Annotated in this window: 18 protein-coding genes and 1 riboswitch; of the genes, 6 read left to right on the top strand and 12 right to left on the bottom strand. The window is 71.5% G+C overall.

Annotated elements, in window-relative coordinates; translation table 11 throughout:
- Window positions 1-95: 95 nt before the first annotated feature.
- The 3 genes from Vse01_RS23230 to Vse01_RS23220 all read right to left on the bottom strand — a co-directional run bounded on the left by Vse01_RS23230 (window position 96) and on the right by Vse01_RS23220 (window position 2,744).
- On the bottom strand, window positions 96-893 hold the full coding sequence (locus Vse01_RS23230) for an ABC transporter ATP-binding protein (RefSeq protein ID WP_093407668.1): 798 nt from the start codon (window positions 891-893) through the stop codon (window positions 96-98).
- 79 nt (window positions 894-972) lie between these two features.
- On the bottom strand, window positions 973-1,743 hold the full coding sequence (locus Vse01_RS23225; protein WP_093407474.1) for a TIGR03943 family putative permease subunit: 771 nt from the start codon (window positions 1,741-1,743) through the stop codon (window positions 973-975).
- Entirely contained in the window at window positions 1,740-2,744 is a 1,005-nt protein-coding gene (locus Vse01_RS23220) for a permease (RefSeq protein ID WP_373870707.1), read from the bottom strand. The genes Vse01_RS23225 and Vse01_RS23220 overlap by 4 nt, the downstream gene beginning before the upstream one ends.
- Window positions 2,745-3,011: 267 nt before the next feature.
- Window positions 3,012-3,117: riboswitch (TPP riboswitch) on the top strand.
- Between the two features lie 72 nt (window positions 3,118-3,189).
- Here Vse01_RS23220 and Vse01_RS23215 point away from each other — a divergent pair.
- The 4 genes from Vse01_RS23215 (at window position 3,190) to Vse01_RS23200 (ending at window position 6,360) form a co-directional block, all read left to right on the top strand.
- Entirely contained in the window at window positions 3,190-3,780 is a 591-nt protein-coding gene (locus tag Vse01_RS23215) for an ECF transporter S component (RefSeq protein ID WP_093407673.1), read from the top strand.
- 54 nt (window positions 3,781-3,834) lie between these two features.
- On the top strand, window positions 3,835-5,274 hold the full coding sequence (locus Vse01_RS23210; protein WP_093407476.1) for an ABC transporter ATP-binding protein: 1,440 nt from the start codon (window positions 3,835-3,837) through the stop codon (window positions 5,272-5,274).
- The gene (locus Vse01_RS23205; RefSeq protein WP_093407479.1) at window positions 5,271-6,071 is read left to right on the top strand and encodes an energy-coupling factor transporter transmembrane component T family protein; all 801 of its coding nucleotides are present in this window, start codon (window positions 5,271-5,273) and stop codon (window positions 6,069-6,071) included. The genes Vse01_RS23210 and Vse01_RS23205 overlap by 4 nt, the downstream gene beginning before the upstream one ends.
- A gap of 61 nt (window positions 6,072-6,132) precedes the next feature.
- Window positions 6,133-6,360 (top strand): hypothetical protein, encoded by a 228-nt coding sequence (locus tag Vse01_RS23200; RefSeq protein ID WP_093407481.1) that lies wholly within the window; start codon window positions 6,133-6,135, stop codon window positions 6,358-6,360.
- Window positions 6,361-6,455: 95 nt separating this feature from the next.
- Here Vse01_RS23200 and Vse01_RS23195 read toward each other — a convergent pair whose 3' ends face one another.
- Window positions 6,456-6,683, bottom strand: coding sequence for a hypothetical protein (locus tag Vse01_RS23195; protein WP_093407484.1), 228 nt, complete (start codon window positions 6,681-6,683; stop codon window positions 6,456-6,458).
- A 403-nt stretch (window positions 6,684-7,086) separates the two neighbouring features.
- Between Vse01_RS23195 and gnd the strand changes: the two genes are divergently transcribed.
- A complete protein-coding gene (gene gnd / locus Vse01_RS23190; RefSeq protein WP_093407487.1) occupies window positions 7,087-8,532 on the top strand; it encodes an NADP-dependent phosphogluconate dehydrogenase in 1,446 nt (481 codons plus the stop codon).
- Between the two features lie 110 nt (window positions 8,533-8,642).
- On the opposite strand, the gene Vse01_RS23185 is transcribed toward gnd, so the two are convergent.
- From Vse01_RS23185 to recO, 3 genes are all read right to left on the bottom strand, one after another.
- Entirely contained in the window at window positions 8,643-8,828 is a 186-nt protein-coding gene (locus Vse01_RS23185; RefSeq protein WP_093407489.1) for a hypothetical protein, read from the bottom strand.
- A gap of 109 nt (window positions 8,829-8,937) precedes the next feature.
- Window positions 8,938-9,738 (bottom strand): isoprenyl transferase, encoded by an 801-nt coding sequence (locus Vse01_RS23180; protein WP_170863518.1) that lies wholly within the window; start codon window positions 9,736-9,738, stop codon window positions 8,938-8,940.
- 32 nt (window positions 9,739-9,770) lie between these two features.
- Window positions 9,771-10,655, bottom strand: a complete 885-nt coding sequence (gene recO, locus Vse01_RS23175) for a DNA repair protein RecO (RefSeq protein WP_093407494.1) — start codon at window positions 10,653-10,655, stop codon at window positions 9,771-9,773.
- A 126-nt stretch (window positions 10,656-10,781) separates the two neighbouring features.
- On the opposite strand from recO, the gene Vse01_RS23170 reads away from it, so the two are divergent.
- A complete protein-coding gene (locus Vse01_RS23170; protein ID WP_232511332.1) occupies window positions 10,782-11,645 on the top strand; it encodes a DUF4097 family beta strand repeat-containing protein in 864 nt (287 codons plus the stop codon).
- Here Vse01_RS23170 and Vse01_RS23165 read toward each other — a convergent pair.
- From Vse01_RS23165 to ybeY, 5 genes are all read right to left on the bottom strand, one after another.
- Window positions 11,632-12,759, bottom strand: coding sequence for an acyltransferase family protein (locus Vse01_RS23165; protein ID WP_093407496.1), 1,128 nt, complete (start codon window positions 12,757-12,759; stop codon window positions 11,632-11,634). The genes Vse01_RS23170 and Vse01_RS23165 overlap by 14 nt on opposite strands.
- 173 nt (window positions 12,760-12,932) lie before the next feature.
- Entirely contained in the window at window positions 12,933-13,829 is an 897-nt protein-coding gene (era, locus tag Vse01_RS23160; protein WP_093407499.1) for a GTPase Era, read from the bottom strand.
- The gene (locus tag Vse01_RS23155) at window positions 13,826-14,203 is read right to left on the bottom strand and encodes a cytidine deaminase-like protein (RefSeq protein WP_093407501.1); all 378 of its coding nucleotides are present in this window, start codon (window positions 14,201-14,203) and stop codon (window positions 13,826-13,828) included. The genes era and Vse01_RS23155 overlap by 4 nt, the downstream gene beginning before the upstream one ends.
- Window positions 14,196-15,578: a hemolysin family protein gene (locus tag Vse01_RS23150; RefSeq protein ID WP_093407504.1), complete on the bottom strand. Its 1,383-nt coding sequence runs from the start codon at window positions 15,576-15,578 to the stop codon at window positions 14,196-14,198. The genes Vse01_RS23155 and Vse01_RS23150 overlap by 8 nt, the downstream gene beginning before the upstream one ends.
- Complete coding sequence (gene ybeY / locus Vse01_RS23145; RefSeq protein ID WP_093407506.1) at window positions 15,578-16,051, bottom strand: rRNA maturation RNase YbeY; 474 nt, start codon at window positions 16,049-16,051, stop codon at window positions 15,578-15,580. Before ybeY ends, Vse01_RS23150 begins: the two co-directional genes overlap by 1 nt.
- Between the last annotated feature and the right edge of the window lie 6 nt (window positions 16,052-16,057).

The following is a 16,057-nucleotide window of genomic DNA, read 5'->3' as shown; positions in this document are numbered from 1 at the left end:
TACGCGGTAGGCCACGTACGAGTCGGACCCGGTCTCGATCGCACCACCGAAGCCGTGGACGAACAGCAGCATGAAGGCGATCGGCACATGCCGCTTCAGTGCTGTTCCTTGTCTGTGCCGGCACCGACGAGGGTGAGGAAGATGTCTTCGAGGTTCCGCTGCTTCTCGACGTACTCGACCTCGGCGGGTGGCAGGATCCGCCTCAGCTCGTCGAGGGTGCCGTCCACGATGATCCGGCCCTCGTGGAGAATCGCGATCCGGTCGGCGAGGTTCTCCGCCTCGTCGAGATACTGGGTGGTGAGCAGCACGGTCGTGCCGCCCTGAGCGAGTTCGTTGACGGCGTGCCACACCTCAAGGCGCGCCTGCGGGTCCAGCCCGGTCGTCGGCTCGTCGAGGAAGACGACAGGCGGATTCCCGATCAGACTCATCGCGATGTCCAGCCGGCGGCGCATGCCCCCGGAGTACGTCGCCACCCTCCGGGCACCCGCCTCAGTCAATGCGAAGCGCTTCAACAGCTCGTCCGCGATCGCGCCGGGTGCCTTGAGGTGCCGCAGCCTGGCGACGAGGACGAGGTTCTCGCGCCCGGTGAGGATCTCGTCGACCGCCGCGAACTGCCCGGTGAGGCTGATGGACTCGCGCACGTCGGCCGCCCGCGTCGCGACGTCGAAGCCGTTGACGTGTGCGGTGCCCGCGTCGGCCTTGAGCAGCGTGGAAAGGATCTTCACCACCGTGGTCTTGCCCGCGCCGTTCGAGCCGAGCAGGGCGAAGATGCTCCCCCGCGCGACCTCGAAATCCACGCCACGCAGCACGTGCAGCTTCTGGTACGACTTTGCCAGGCCCCGCACCCGGATCGCGGGCCCCTGAAGCTCACTGGTTGTCGCCGGGATCGTCATGCCGATCAGCATGGAGGGCTGACGCAGCGTCAGGGTCAAGCCCGCAGCGGCACCGATTCTCGCAGTGGGTGGCGCGAGGTCAGTCGTACGGACGCTTGGGGACAGGCACCTGCCGCCAGGACTCGACCTCAAGGTAGGGGATCTCGGCGTCGTTCACCGGATCCCGGCCGAGTCGGTCGCTGTAGCGGCCGGTCACCTCGACCCAACTGTCGTCGGGCAGCCCGGCCGGTACGTCGCCGGTCAACCCGAGCTTGACCGGTCGGCCGTCGGCGGCGCAGCAGGACAGCACCATCCGGGCCAGGATCGGCTGGCCGTCCGCGCCGGTGGCAATGAAGCCGGTGAGCTGCACCCGCCGATCGCCGATCGACGTGCCCCGGTCGAACAGCGCCCGGGAGGCGTAGTCCAGGACGCTGACCTGCACCGGGTCACCCTCGGGCAGCGGCGGGTAGTCCGACTGCTGTTGGCTGCTCAACGCCGTGCCGGCCTGACCCGCCGCGTACGACCCGAGGGCCGGCGGGGCGACCAGCAGCAGGCCGAGCACGGGCAGGATCAGCAGCCAACCGACCCGCGGCTCGTGGTGGGCGCGCCCGTGCCCGTCATGCCCGTCATGCCCGTCGGGGCGGTCGGGGCCGACGGTGGGACCGTCGGCGGGGGCCAGCGCGCGGGGGGCCGGCGGGCGCAGCTCGTACCAGAGCGTCATGATCGCGGCGGCGACCAGCAGCAGGCCGGCGGCGATCAGGAAGGGACGCAGGCCCTCCTTGACGTAGCGCAGGTAGAGGTCGGTGACGCTGGCCCGGATCACCGCGCCGCCGAGCAGCAGCAGGATCACCGCCTGCGCCTGCCGGTTCACAGCAGCACCGCCCCGGCGCCGACGGCGACCAGCACGGCCACCGCGAAGGTGGTCGGAGCGAACCGGAAGGCGAAGCGGCGGCCGAACACCCCGGCCTGCATCGAGATCAGCTTGAGATCGACCATCGGCCCCACCACCAGGAAGACCAGTCGGGACGTGAGCGAGAACTGGGACAGCGAGGCAGCGACGAAGGCGTCAGCCTCCGAGCAGAGCGAGAGCAGCACGGCGAGCAGCGCCAGCGCCAGGATCGACAGCCACGCGTTGTCGGCGAGGGTCTGCAACCACCGCTCCGGCACCAGCACGTTGATGCTGGCGGCGGCCATCGCGCCGAGTACCAGGAAACCACCGGCGTGGGTCACGTCGTGACGTACGGCGGCCCAGAAGGCCCGGCCTCGGGACGCGTCGTCCAGCTCCGGGCGGCGCGGCATCCTGATCCACTCGGTGCGCCCGAGCCGCAGCCAGAGCCACCCCATGATCATGGCGACGATCAGACTGGCGACGCCCCGGGCAAGGACCATCTCGGGGTTGTTCGGGAAGGCGACCGCCGTGGCGGTGAGCACGATCGGGTTGACCGCCGGGGCGGCGAGCAGAAACGCCAGCGCGGCGGCCGGGGTCACGCCCCGCCGGATCAGTGACCCGGCGATCGGTACCGAACCGCACTCGCAGCCCGGCAGCACCACCCCGGCCGCGCTGGCTGCCGGCACCGCCAACGCCGGGTGCCGGGGCAACGCCTTCGCCCAGAAGGATCGGGGCACGAAGACCGCGATCACGGCGGAGAGCAGCACTCCGAAGGCCAGGAACGGCACTGCCTGCACCATGATCGAGACGAAGACGGTGGTCCAGGTCTGGATGCGGGGATCGTCCAGGGCGGCGGCGATCGGCTCCCGAAAGATGATCAGGATGATCAGCAGCGCCGCGAGAACCTCCACCGAGCCGATCCGGTCACCGAGCCAGCGCCGGGGTGACTCGCCACCGGCAGGCTCCGGTGGGCGCGTTTCGATGTCGACGCCCCCGGCCGAGGATCGGGGCTCCGGTTCGCCCGGCACGGCCCGGTCAGTGTCTGTGGTCACCCGTCACCCTTCGGCCGTGGCGGATCGGCGGACTGAGATTACCGTCCGGCGCGGATGACGTCGATGGATGTCACAGATTCGCCAGACTTCCGGGAGCCCCCGGCCACCGGACCAATCGGATGCGAGTAACCGTCGTGACCTGGGGAGATCACATTGCCGGTGGATCTTCCGTGGTGTTAGCGTCGGCGGGACAGACAACACCTCCGACAGGGGAGCGCACAGCGCTGAGAGTGCGGGTCCGCCCGCAGACCCTCCGTACCTGATCTGGGTAATGCCAGCGCAGGGAGTTCGGTCCACCTCCAGCCCGCCACCGTTCGGCGCCGCCGGCCGGGGCGTGCGTCTTGCCTGGTTCGCATCTGGACTGGGAGCAATCATCGTGCAAACCACCGACAGCAACCGCTGGCGCACCATCGACATCGTGGTGGCGTCGGTCATCGCCGTCGCCTTCGGCGTCATCTTCTGGGCCTGGGGCGTGGTGTGGAGCGCCACCGAGGGCGCCTTCAGCTTCTTCCCGCCGGCACAGACCCTCATCTACGGTGTCTGGCTGGTGCCGGCCGTGCTCGGCGGCCTGGTAATCCGCAAGCCCGGCGCCGCGCTGTACTGCGAACTGCTGGCCGCGATCATCTCGGCCCTGCTGGGCAGCCAGTGGGGCACCATCGTCCTGTTGCAGGGCCTGATGCAGGGTGTCGGCGCCGAGTTGGCCTTCGCCGCCTTCCGGTACCGCTCCTACCGGCTGCCGATCGCCCTGCTGGCCGGTGCGCTGACTGGCCTCAGCGCGGCAATCTTCGACTTCGTCTACTGGAACGCCGAACGCGACATCGCCACCTACCGCCTGCCCTACGCCGCGCTCACCGTCGTCAGCGCCACTGTCATCGCCGGCGCAGGCGCGCACGCCCTGACCCGCGCCCTGGCCCGCACCGGCGTCCTCGACCGCTTCCCCGCCGCCCGCGAACGCCCCCTGGTCTGACCTCCCCGGCAGTGTCGATCTCCACAGCAACCGTCAGGAAGAAAGGAGGGTGGGATGGGTGAGGGGGTGTGGGTACGGGGGTTTGGGTGGCGGCATGCCGGGAGGCGTGGCTGGGCGGTGCGCGGGGTTGAGCTGCGGGTGGAGCGCGGCGAGAAGGTGCTGCTGTTGGGGGCGTCGGGGGCCGGGAAGAGCACGTTGCTGGCGGCGCTGGCCGGCCTGCTGCCCGAGGACTCCGGGGAGCACGAGGGCAGCATCGAGATCGACGGCCGGCCGGTCGACGAGGCCCGGGACCGGGTCGGCATCGTCTTCCAGGACCCGCAGTCCCAACTCGTCATGGCCCGCAGCGGCGACGACGTGGCGTTCGGGCTGGAGAACCGGGGCGTGCCGGCCGGCCAGATCTGGCCGAGGGTGGACGAGGCGCTGCACCGGGTGGGCTTCCCGTACCACCGGGACCGGTCCACCGCGGCGCTCTCCGGCGGCGAACAGCAACGACTCGCCCTGGCCGGCGTACTGGCGCTGCGTCCCGGCCTGCTGCTGCTGGACGAACCCACCGCCAACCTCGACCCGGCGGGTGCCGCCCTGATCCGCGCGGCGCTCACCCGGGCGGTGGACGCCGACACCACCCTGATCCTGGTCGAGCACCGGGTCGCCGAGGCGCTGCCCCTGGTCGACCGGGTGGTGGTGCTCGAACCCGGCGGCGGGGTCCGCGCCGACGGCCCACCGGAGGCCGTCTTCGCCGCGCACGGCGACGCCCTCGCCGCCGAGGGGGTCTGGGTGCCCGGCCGGGAGATCCCGCCACGTCGGGCCGCCGGCCCGGCCGGCGAGGTGCTGCTCACCGCCGAACAGCTCGGCCAGCCACCCCGGCTGGCCGCCACCGACCTGACCGTACGAGCCGGCGAGGCGCTCGCGGTGCTCGGACCGAACGGCGTCGGGAAGTCCACCCTGGCGCTGCTGCTCGGCGGGCTGCTCCGGCCCGGCACCGGGCGGCTGGCGGCGAGCCCGGAACTGGCCGGAACGGACTCGCGGACCGCACCGCACCGATGGCGGGCACCGGTGCTGACCCGCCGGATCGGCTCGGTGTTCCAAAATCCCGAACACCAGTTCGTCACCGGCACGGTCTTCGACGAACTGGCCCTGGGGCCGAGGCGGACCGGGGCGTCCGAATCGGCGGTGCACGACCGCGTGACGGAACTGTTGAGCCGGCTGCGGCTGGATCGGCTCGCCGCCGCCAACCCGTACACCCTCTCCGGCGGCGAGGCGCGGCGGCTGAGTGTGGCGACCGCCCTGGCCACCGCGCCCCGCCTGCTCATCTGCGACGAACCCACCTTCGGCCAGGACCGGCGCACCTGGCGCGAGCTGGTGGATCTCCTCGCCGACCTGCGCGACGCCGGACACGGCCTGGTCACCATCACCCATGACGCCGACTTCGTGGCCGCGTTGGCCGACCGTACGCTGGCCCTCGCTCCGCCCGACACGGGACCGGCACGGCCATGATCACCCTGGAGCCGATCGCCCGGCCGGGCGCGCCGCTGGCCCGGCGAAATCCGGTGGCCAAACTGGCAGCCGCGATGTTGTTCGCGTTTCCGCTGATGGCCACGCTGGACCCGGTCACGCCGGCCATCGCGATCGCCGTGGAGCTGGCGGTGCTGCCGCTGTTCGGGGTGCACCCCGGGCTGCTGGCCCGACGGGCCTGGCCGCTGCTGGCCGCCGGCGGCGGCATCCTGGTCACGCTGGTGCTCTTCGCCGCCGACCGGTCGGGTCGGGTGCTGCTCGACGCGGGGCCGGTCGTGGTGACCTCGGGGGTGCTGGTCACCGCGCTCGGCCTGGTACTGCGGCTGTTCGCGGTGGCGTTGCCCGGCGTGATCGTCTTCGCCACCACCGACCCGACGGACCTGGCCGACGCGCTGGTGCAGAACGCCAGGGCACCCGCCCGGTTCGCGATCGGCGCGTTGGCGGCGTTCCGGTTGGTGCCGCTGCTCGGCCAGGAGTGGCAGATGATCACCATGGCGCGCCGGGCGCGCGGAGTCGAGGCGGGGCGCAACCCGGTGGCCCGACTACGGCTGTTCGTCTCGACGGCGTTCACGCTGCTGGTCGGGGCGATCCGGCGGGGCACCCGGCTCGCGGTGGCGATGGACGCCCGAGGCTTCGACAGCGGCATGCCGCGCACCTTCGCCCGCCGACAGCGTTTCGTCACGGCCGACTGGCTGCTCGTCGTCGGCGCGACGGCGACCGCCGGGGCCGCGCTCGCCGTCAGCGTGGCACTCGGCGTCTTCCGCCCGCTGGTCGGCTGACCCCGCCACCACGCGTCGGAGCGGACCGGGTCAGCGACGGACCCGACCGACACCACACCGGATGGTCGGCACCCTCACCGTTGCCGAACTGCTCGCCGCCGGGGCGATCGAGCGGGTGGTGGCGCTGGGTGGGACGCCGGTGACCCCGGACACGCCGGTACACACCAGGGGCTTTGTCCGGCCACAGTGGCAGGACGGCGAGCTGGTTCTGGTCACCATGCAGCACCACGCGGGCGGCCTGGCCCCGTTCGAGGTGCCCGACCCGACGCCCTGCTGCGCCGACCACTGAGGTGATCCTCCGACCGTGGCGTCCGGCACCGGCGCGACGGGCGAGGTCAGGGGGCCGGGTGCGCGTACCGACACGCACCCGGCCCCCGTGGACTGTCAGCTACGCCGGAAGGCGTAGCGGCGGACCTGGCCGGTCCGCTGGCCACGTCCGACACCGGAGGTGCCGGTGGCCGGTGGCCCCGCCTTGGGGGCGGCCGGCCGCCCGGCCGGCAGGGTGGGCACCGGAGCGATCGCGACGTCGTCCAGGTTCGCCGGTGTGACGGCGGCGAGTTCCGCCGAGTGACGGTCGGGACGGGACTTCCGGGAGCTGCGTTTGGCTGGCATCTGTGCCTCCTCGCTCGGCCGGCAACCGGTGGACGGTCGGCCGACCGCGTCGTGAGGACCGCCATCAGGGCGGTCGGGGACGGTACGGACTGCTGCCCGGGACCGGCCACGGAGGACGCCACCGCCGACGGCGGGTGGACACACACGCGGACGCCCGGGAGCACGCGGGGTCGCGGCACGACAGCGGCGAACCCGGCTCGGAAAGGGGCGTCAGTAGCGCATGCCCGCACGTTATCGCTCCAGCGAGGTGGGCGCAGCCGAATTAACGCCACCGGTCCGCGCGGGGCATCGTGGTGCGTTATGCGACCACCTGATGACCAGCGGTGGGGGGACGGCGCGCGCCGAACCGGTACCGCGATACCGTCGCAGCACTACAGGTAGACGGCGGAAGGTGGCGACGAGGATGGCGGATCGGGCTACGGCGCAGATCGGTGTGACGGGGCTGGCGGTGATGGGTCGCAACCTGGCCCGGAACCTGGCCCGCAACGGGTTCACCGTGGCGTTGCACAACCGCTCGCCGGAGCGGACCCGGTCGCTGGTGGCGGAGCACGGCGACGAGGGCACCTTCGTCCCGACGGAGTCCCTGGCGGACTTCGTCGCCGCGCTGGAGCGTCCCCGCGCGGTGATCATCATGGTCAAGGCGGGCGGTCCCACCGACGCGGTGATCGACGAGTTGGTGCCGTTGCTGGAAGCGGGCGACATCATCATCGACTGCGGCAACGCACACTTCGCCGACACCCGACGCCGGGAGGAGGCGCTGCGGGCCAAGGGTCTGCACTTCGTCGGCACCGGTGTCTCCGGCGGCGAGGAAGGGGCGCTGTGGGGGCCGAGCATCATGCCGGGCGGCTCGGCCGAGTCGTACCGCAAGCTCGGACCGATCTTCGAGAAGATCGCCGCTCAGGTCGAGGGCGTGCCCTGCTGCCAGCACGTCGGGCCGGACGGTGCCGGGCACTTCGTCAAGATGGTCCACAACGGCATCGAGTACGCCGACATGCAGCTCATCGCCGAGGCGTACGACCTGCTGCGGGCCGGGCTGGGCGCGGAGCCGGCGGAGATCGCGCAGATCTTCCGGGAGTGGAACTCCGGCGAGTTGGAGTCCTTCCTGATCGAGATCACCGCCGACGTGCTGGCGCACACCGACGCCGCCACCGGGCGGGCGTTCGTGGACGTGGTGCAGGACCGGGCCGAGCAGAAGGGCACCGGCCGGTGGACCGTCCAGATCGCTCTCGACCTGGGCATCCCGATCACCGGCATCGCCGAGGCCACCTTCGCCCGGTCGCTGTCGGGGCACGTGGGTCAGCGCGAGGCCGCGCTGCGGGCCTTCCCCGAGGCCGGCGAGAAGTGGCAGGTAAGTGACCGCGAGGCATTCATCGAGGACGTACGGCGGGCGCTGCTGGCCTCGAAGATCGTCGCGTACGCCCAGGGCTTCGACCAGATCCGCGCCGGCAGCGCCGAGTACGACTGGGGCATCGACCTGGGTGGTACGGCGACGATCTGGCGCGGTGGCTGCATCATCCGGGCCCGCTTCCTGGACCGCATCAAGCAGGCGTACGACGAGCAGCCGGAGCTGCCCACCCTGCTGGTCGCGCCGTGGTTCGCCGACACCGTGCGGGACGGCGTGCCGAGCTGGCGTCGGGTGGTGGCCGAGGCGGCCCGGGCCGGCGTACCGGCGCCCGCCTTCGCCTCGTCGCTGGCGTACTTCGACGCGCTGCGGGCAGACCGGCTGCCGGCCGCACTGATCCAGGGGCTGCGCGACAACTTCGGCGCGCACACCTACCGCCGGGTCGACCGGGACGGATCGTTCCACACCCTCTGGGCCACCCCCGACCGCGCCGAGGTCGAGGCCTGACCCACCGGTCGAGGCCAACGCCGACACCCGACATACGGCATCTCGCGGTATCCCTGCTGAGGGATACCGCGAGATGCCGTATTGCCGAGCTACCGGCCGCGCCGGTCGCGTCAGAAGAAGCGGCGGCGCTTGGCCTGCTGGGGGCGGATCAGGTCGGCGCCCTTGTTGAGCAGCCGAGTGGCCCGGTTGGGGCCACGGCGGGACTCCAGCGTGTGGCTCAGTTTCCGGGCTCCGGCGGCGGCGACCGGTACCGCGATGGCCATCACCGCCCACTGCCCGATGCGCTTGCGGATCATATGGGTTCACCTCCGTCAGTGGCTGCTGTCGGCGGTGATACCCAGAGTTGCCGCCGCGTATGCGCTCAGGTGGCCGGAACCACCGACGCTCACGCCGGAAGACCGACGCTCAGCCTGCCGGCACCACGGATGCCGAGGTGGTCGGGGCCACCGGGTTGGGCAGCGCGCCACCGAACCGACGATCGCGCTGGGCGTACAACTCGCAGGCGTACCACAGGTGCCGGCGGTCGAAGTCCGGCCAGAGCGTGTCCAGGAAGATCAACTCGGCGTACGCGCTCTGCCAGAGCAGGAAGTTGGAGGTCCGCTGCTCGCCGGAGGGTCGCAGGAACAGGTCCACCTCGGGCACCTCAGGGTGGTAGAGGTACCGCTGGACCGTCTTCTCGGTGACCTTGGCCGGATCGAGCCGACCGGCGGCCACGTCCCGGGCGATCGCGGCGGCAGCGTCGGCGATCTCCGCCTGCCCGCCGTAGTTCACGCAGAACTGCAGGGTCAGCGTCGAGTTGCCGCGGGACATCTCCTCGGCGGTCTGCAACTCGCTGATGACGCTCTTCCACAGCCGCCCGGCCCGACCGGACCACACCACCCGCACCCCGAGGTCGACCAGCTGGTCCCGGCGGCGGCGGATGACGTCCCGGTTGAAGCCCATCAGGAACCGCACCTCATCGGGTGAGCGTCGCCAGTTCTCGGTGGAGAAGGCGTACGCCGACAGGTACGGGATGCCCAGCTCGATGGCGCCCTCGACGGTGTCGAAGAGGGAGAACTCCCCCGCCTCGTGGCCCTTGGTGCGGGGCAGACCGCGTTCCTTGGCCCACCGACCGTTGCCGTCCATCACCACGGCGACGTGGCGGGGCACCGCCCCCGGTGGCAGCGCCGGCGGTCGGGCTCCAGACGGATGCGGTGTCGGCGGCACCGGTTCGCGCCGCCCGGCCCTGGACGATCGGATCACTCGGTTCTCTCCCTACTCACGTCCGGTGACGCCCGGTCGGGCGGCAGCGCTGCACCGGCCGGGGCCACGGTGCCGGCCTCGCCGGTCGGCCGCCGCGCGCCGGGTGCCGACGGCATCCCACCCCGGTCGACCAGCGGCAGCGAGCGTAGCGCGCGTTCCAGGTGCCACTGCAGGTGCGCCGCGACCAGGCCGCTGCATTCCCGGCGTACCCCGTTCTCGGTGGCGTCGGCTATCCGCCAGTCACCGACGGTGAGCGCCGACATCAGGTCGATGGTGGCCGGGGCCGGGTGGGCGGCCCCCGGTGGCCGGCAGTCCGGACAGACCGCGCCCCCGGCCGGCACCGAGAACGCCCGGTGCCGGCCCGGCGTGCCGCAGACCGCGCAGGCGGTCAACGCCGGCGCCCAGCCCGCCAACGCCATCCCGCGCAGCAGATACGCGTCGAGCACCAGCGTGGTGGCATGCCCGCCGTCGGCGAGGGCGCGCAGCGCGCCCAGGGTGAGCTGGAACAGCCGCAACGACGGTTCCCGCTCAACCGGGGTGAGCCGCTCGGCAGTCTCGGCGATCGCGCTGGCGGCGGTGTAGCGGGGATAGTCACCGAGAAACCGCTTGCCGTAGAGATCGATCCCCTCGACCTGGCTGACGCTGTGCAGCGAACTGCCGTGCTCCCCCTTGGGGTCGCCGGCCAGCTGCACATCGACGTGACCGAAGGGCTCCAGCCGGGCACCGAACTTTGACATGGTCCGGCGTACCCCCCGGGCGACCGCGCGGAGCCGGCCGTGCCGCCGGGTGAGCAGGGTGATGATCCGGTCGGACTCGCCGAGTTTCTGCACACGCAGCACCACCGCGTCGTCGCGGTAGAGCTGTCGGCGGTATCCGGCCATCGCGCCATTCTCCCCTCCGGCCGGGAATCAGGTCCGACCCCGGGTGGGAATTCAGGGTCCGCTCGGGGTCGCCGTGCCGGCGAACCCGGATGCGCGCCCGGTGCGGCCGGTCGTAGCGTGCTCGGCATGGCTTCGTACCGGACCAGCACCGTCTCCCGGCCCACCGCCGCAGATCAGCCCACCGCCGCGCGCCGAACCACCGCGCTGCGAGCGAGCACCGTGCGCCGGACCGGCATGGCGGTCGCCGCGACCGCCGCCCTCATCGTCCTGGTCGGGTGTGACAACCTGTCGTACCGGCAGCTGGACTTCGACACCACCGAGTCCGCCCGGATCACCGCGATCCAGGTGCTGCCCGGTTCCGGCGACGTGGTGGTCCGGGCCGACGGCGGAGCGGACGGGGTACGCGTCAAGCGCGTGGTGCGCTACCAGGGCAACCAGCCGGACGCGACGTACGAGATCAAGGGCACGGAACTGGTGCTGGACACCTCCTGCGGCAGCCGGTGCACCGTCTCCTACGAGGTGACGGTCGACGCGGGGGTGGGCGTACGCGGCGAGACCGGCTCCGGGGACGTCGATCTCAGCCGCGTCGGCCGGGTGGACCTCAAGGTCGGCTCCGGCAACGTGCGGGTCGCCGCGGCGACCGACACGGTGCGGGTGGAGACCGGCTCGGGCGACATCGAGGTGTACGACATCGCCAAGCCTGTCGTGCTGCGGGCCTCCTCCGGGAACGTGACGGGAAGTCGGCTCGGCGGCGAGGTGGACGCGGAAACCAAGTCCGGCGACGTCACCCTCGACCTGGACAAGCCCGTCTCCGCGCGGGCGCACGCGTCGAGCGGCAACGTCGCGCTGACCGTGCCCGGCGGGGCGTACCAGATCCGGCCCAGGGCCGACTCCGGCGAGATCGACCTGGGTGTCCCGGATGACCCCTCCGCCGCGTCCGTGCTCGACCTGCGTACCGGCAGCGGCGACATCACCGTCACCTCGCGATGACCCCACCGCCCCGGCCCCGCTGTTGCGGGACCGGTGCCACCGGCCCGGCATTCGGCTCGTGATCCTCGCCGGTGCGCGACTCCGCGTGCAGGCGGGTGGGGCGCGCCGCCGGGCGGCGGCCACCGGGGACCAGCTCGGGCGGACGCTGCGCCGCCACATCCTCGACCCAGCCCACCATCGCGGTTACCAGGGCCACCAGCAGGAAGACCAGGACCACCCGGATCGCCAGCCCCAGCAGGTCCTGATGCGACCAGCCGACCACGTCGACGAGCGGGGTGAGTGCGACCACGAACGCCATGTGCCACAGGTAGACCGTCAACGCCCGCCGGTTCAGCACGGTGACCGCCCGGCCTACCAGCGCGCTCCGGTCCACCCAGGCGGCGGTCGCCGGTGCCCGGCCCAGGGCCACCAGGATGAACGCGGCCGACCAGAGTGCGTTGCCGAGCGGAATGTCGTTGAGGTCGTAGCCGCGCGGACCCTGGTGGGTCAGGATCCAGGCGCCGCCCACCGCCGCCAGCGCCAGCGCGGTCGGCACCAGAATCCAGGCGCTCAGGCGGCGCAGCATCCCGCTCTGGTGGGCGAAACCCAGCAGCCACGCCCCGAAGTAGAGCCCGAAATGGCGCAGCACGACCGGCGGGTTCTGGTAGATGCCCAGCTCGATGACGAGCAGCAGGCAGTACGGGGCGAGCAGGGTGGGTAACGGGAACCGGCGGAACAGCCACAGCGCGACCGGGGAGGCGAGCACGAACCACAGGTAGTCACGCAGGTACCAGATCGGGCTCAGCGCCAGCGCACCCCAGTAGTTCGCCGGTGGGTCGGCCACCGGGAAGAGCCAAAGCAGCACCGCCGGGGTGAACGGCAGCCCGGTGAGCAGCATCGCCGGCACGAAGATCGCGGCGACCACCCACAGCGACGGCAGCAGCCGTCGCAGTCGCCGACCCACCGCCATCGGCCCGGACCGCAGCAGGGACGCGGCCATCAGCGAACCGGCCAGCGCGAACATCACCGACATGGCCGGGAACAACAGCGTGAGCGATCCCCAGCCGGTGACGTGGTACACGACCACCCGCACGATGGCCAAGGCGCGCAGCAGGTCCAGGTATCTGTTTCGCATCAGCCTGCATCTGTGTCGGGGGGTGCGGAGGCTCTTGCTTCCTCTACCCTCCGCTGCCCGCCGACGAACCGGTCAGCGACCCACTGCGTTAGTGAAACTTCCCATATGCCTGACCGGCCCCGATCAGACGGTCCGGTGCCGGTCGCCCTATTTAACCGGCCCGCCGGATCGGCTCAGAACCCGAGCTTGCGCAACTGCTTGGGGTCGCGCTGCCAGTCTTTGGCCACCCGTACGTGCAGATCGAGGTAGACCTTCGTGCCCAGCAGCTCCTCGATCTGCCGCCGCGCGGCGGTGCCGACGCCCTTGAGCCGAGCGCCCCGATGCCCGATGACGATCGCCTTCTGGCTGGGCCGCTCCACATACACGTCGGCATAGATCTTCGTCAGCCGGCCCTCCGGAATCATCTCCTCCACCACCACGGCGATGGAGTGCGGCAACTCGTCCCGCACACCCTCCAGCGCAGCCTCCCGGATCAGCTCCGCCACCAGCACCTGCTCCGGGTCGTCGGTGAGCATGTCGTCCGGGTACAGCTGCGGGGACTCGGGGAGATAGCGCGTCATCACCTCGACCAGGGTGTCCACCTGGTGCCCGGAAACCGCGCTGACCGGCACCACCTCCGCGAAATCCCCCAGCTCACTGACGGCGAGCAACTGCTCGGCCAGCCGCTTGCGATCGACCAGGTCGGTCTTGGTGACCACCGCCAGCACGGTCGCCTTCAGCTCGGCCAACTCCCCGGTGATGAACCGGTCGCCACGGCCGATCGGCTCGTCGGCCGGGATGCAGAGACCGATCACGTCGACCTCGCTCCAGGTCTGCCGCACCAGATCGTTGAGCCGCTCGCCCAACAGGGTGCGGGGACGATGCAGTCCCGGAGTGTCGACCAGCACGAGCTGCGACTCCGGCCGGTGCAGCACCGCCCGGATGACGTGCCGGGTGGTCTGCGGCTTGTTCGACGTGATCGCGATCTTCTGCCCGACGATGGCATTGGTCAACGTGGACTTGCCGGCGTTCGGCCGCCCGACGAAACACGCGAAACCCGCCCGGTAGGCGCGCCCGCTGCGTTCGTTCATTCGGTCACCGTGCCGAGCACCGTGCCATCCGGCCCGGCCACGTGCACCGGCGCGTCGACAGCCAGGTCGCGCACGGCCGCGTAGCCGGCACCGTCCAGCGTGGACGCCTCGGTCACCACCACCGCAGCCTCCAACCGGGTGGCACCCGCCGCAGCCGCCGAGGCGACCGCCAGTTGCAGCGCGGTGATGGTCAGCGAGGGCAGCGACACGCTGGCCGCCGCGTACGTCCGACCATCCTGATCCCGGACCGCGGCACCCTCCACGGCACCCACCCGGCCTCGGGCACCACGGGCGAGGATGACCAGCTTGCCGTCCTCGGCGCTCAATTCGGAGCCGGTGGACCGGACGGCCGGTACGGCGGGTGACTCAGGCATCGGCGGGCTGCCTCTCCTCGGATTGGTCGGTGTCGGAACGGGACGCGGTCGGCGGAGCGCCCGGAGCGTCCTTCATGTCGGTCGGCTCCACCCGGCGCACCAGCACCGTGTCGATCCGGTTGCGTCGACCGGTGGTGCCCTCGGCGACCAGCCGCAGGCCAGCCACCTCGACCCGCGCGCCCGGAATCGGCACCCGACCCAGGGCCTGGGCGAGCAGACCCCCAACGGTCTCCACCTCGTCGTGCGGCAGCTCGGTGTCGAACAGCTCGCCGAGATCCTCGACCGGCAGCCGGGCGGTGACCCGCACCGCACCGTCGGGCAACTGCTCGACCGGGGGGCGCTCGACGTCGTACTCGTCGGTGATCTCTCCGACGATCTCCTCGAGAATGTCCTCGATGGTGACCAGACCGCCGGTGCCACCGTACTCGTCCACCACGATGACCAGGTGGTTGCGGGCGGCCTGCATCTCCGACAGCAGATCGTCCACGGGCTTGGACTCGGGCACGAAGGTCGCCGGCCGCATCAGCTCGGCCACCGGTAGCTGACGGTCCTCGACGGCCCCGCCCTGGATACGCCGGATCAGGTCCTTGAGATAGAGAATGCCGAGCACGTCGTCGACGCTCTCACCGATCACCGGGATCCTGGAGAAACCGGAGCGCAGGAACAGCGCGAGCGCCTGGGAGAGGTTCTTGCCCGACTCGATCCACACCATCTCGGTACGCGGCACCATCACCTCGCGGGCGATGGTGTCACCGAGGGCGAAGACCGAATGGATCATCTGCCGCTCGCCGTGCTCCACCACGCCCCGTTGCTCGGCGAGGTCGACCAGCTCACGCAGCTCGACCTGAGTGGCGAACGGCCCTTCCCGGAACCCACGGCCCGGGGTGACCGCGTTACCGATCAGGATCAGCAGGGAGGCCAGCGGGTTGAGCACCCGACCCAGCCAGCGCACCAGCGGCGCGGCCGAACGGCCCACCGCGTACGCGTGTTGCCGGCCGAGGGTGCGCGGGCCCACGCCGACCACGACGAAACTGACAACGGTCATCGCCCCCGCGGTGACCAGCGCCGCCCGCCAGCCCGCGCCGAAGGTGTCCACCGCCACCAGCGCCACCAGTGTGGTGGCGGTCAGCTCGGCGAGCAGCCGGAGCAACAACAGGAGGTTGAGGTGCCGGACCACGTCACCGGCGACCGTCTGGAGGGTACGGGCACCTCGGATCCCCTCGCGGGCCAGCTCGGCCGCGCGGGCCGGAGAGACCGCGGCAAGGGCCGCCTCGGTCATCGCGATCAGGCCGGCAAGTACCACCAGCCCGGCAGCGAAAACGAGTAGTTGCAGGTCGGGTAGGCCGGTGGCGGCCGCGGCCAGCGGAGTGTCCATCACCGGGAGCGGGCCGACCGCCAGCTCGCCAGCAACCGGGCCTGGAGCCCGAACATCTCCCGCTCCTCCTCCGGCTCCGCGTGGTCGTAACCGAGCAGGTGCAGGACACCGTGCACGGTGAGCAGGTGCAACTCGTCGGCGGTGCTGTGCCCGGCGGTGGCCGCCTGCTTCGCCGCCACCTCCGGGCAGAGCACGATGTCGCCGAGCAGTGCGGGCTCACCACCGGCGGCGGCGGTCTCACCCGGCCCATGGTCGACGCTGCCCTCGTCCATGGGGAAGGCCAGCACGTCGGTCGGGCCGTCGCCGCCCATCCACCGATGGTTCAGCTCGGTCATGTAGTCGACGTCCACCAACAACACGGAAAGCTCGGCGAGCGGATTGACTCCCATCTCGTCGAGCGCGTGCCGGGCGACGGCGAGCACGGCGTCGGTGTCGACCTCGGCACCGGACTCGTTGGCGATCTCGATGGACAACTGTCT

Origin of the sequence: Micromonospora sediminimaris (genome assembly GCF_016863575.1) — a bacterium.
GTDB classification, from domain to species: Bacteria; Actinomycetota; Actinomycetes; order Mycobacteriales; family Micromonosporaceae; genus Micromonospora; species Micromonospora sediminimaris.
The sequence above is the reverse complement of the archived record's forward strand: the minus strand, read 5'-3'. Positions and strand labels throughout refer to the sequence as shown.

Coding starts and splice junctions, on each gene's coding strand:
- Vse01_RS23210 (WP_093407476.1), top strand. CDS start 3,835: ATGGGTGAGGGGGTGTGGGTACGGGGGTTTGGGTGGCGGCATGCCGGG.
- Vse01_RS23165 (WP_093407496.1), bottom strand. CDS start 12,759: ATGCGAAACAGATACCTGGACCTGCTGCGCGCCTTGGCCATCGTGCGG.
- Vse01_RS23170 (WP_232511332.1), top strand. CDS start 10,782: ATGGCTTCGTACCGGACCAGCACCGTCTCCCGGCCCACCGCCGCAGAT.
- Vse01_RS23230 (WP_093407668.1), bottom strand. CDS start 893: ATGACGATCCCGGCGACAACCAGTGAGCTTCAGGGGCCCGCGATCCGG.
- Vse01_RS23185 (WP_093407489.1), bottom strand. CDS start 8,828: ATGATCCGCAAGCGCATCGGGCAGTGGGCGGTGATGGCCATCGCGGTA.
- recO (WP_093407494.1), bottom strand. CDS start 10,655: ATGGCCGGATACCGCCGACAGCTCTACCGCGACGACGCGGTGGTGCTG.
- gnd (WP_093407487.1), top strand. CDS start 7,087: ATGGCGGATCGGGCTACGGCGCAGATCGGTGTGACGGGGCTGGCGGTG.
- Vse01_RS23200 (WP_093407481.1), top strand. CDS start 6,133: ATGGTCGGCACCCTCACCGTTGCCGAACTGCTCGCCGCCGGGGCGATC.
- Vse01_RS23205 (WP_093407479.1), top strand. CDS start 5,271: ATGATCACCCTGGAGCCGATCGCCCGGCCGGGCGCGCCGCTGGCCCGG.
- Vse01_RS23155 (WP_093407501.1), bottom strand. CDS start 14,203: ATGCCTGAGTCACCCGCCGTACCGGCCGTCCGGTCCACCGGCTCCGAA.
- Vse01_RS23150 (WP_093407504.1), bottom strand. CDS start 15,578: ATGGACACTCCGCTGGCCGCGGCCGCCACCGGCCTACCCGACCTGCAA.
- era (WP_093407499.1), bottom strand. CDS start 13,829: ATGAACGAACGCAGCGGGCGCGCCTACCGGGCGGGTTTCGCGTGTTTC.
- Vse01_RS23195 (WP_093407484.1), bottom strand. CDS start 6,683: ATGCCAGCCAAACGCAGCTCCCGGAAGTCCCGTCCCGACCGTCACTCG.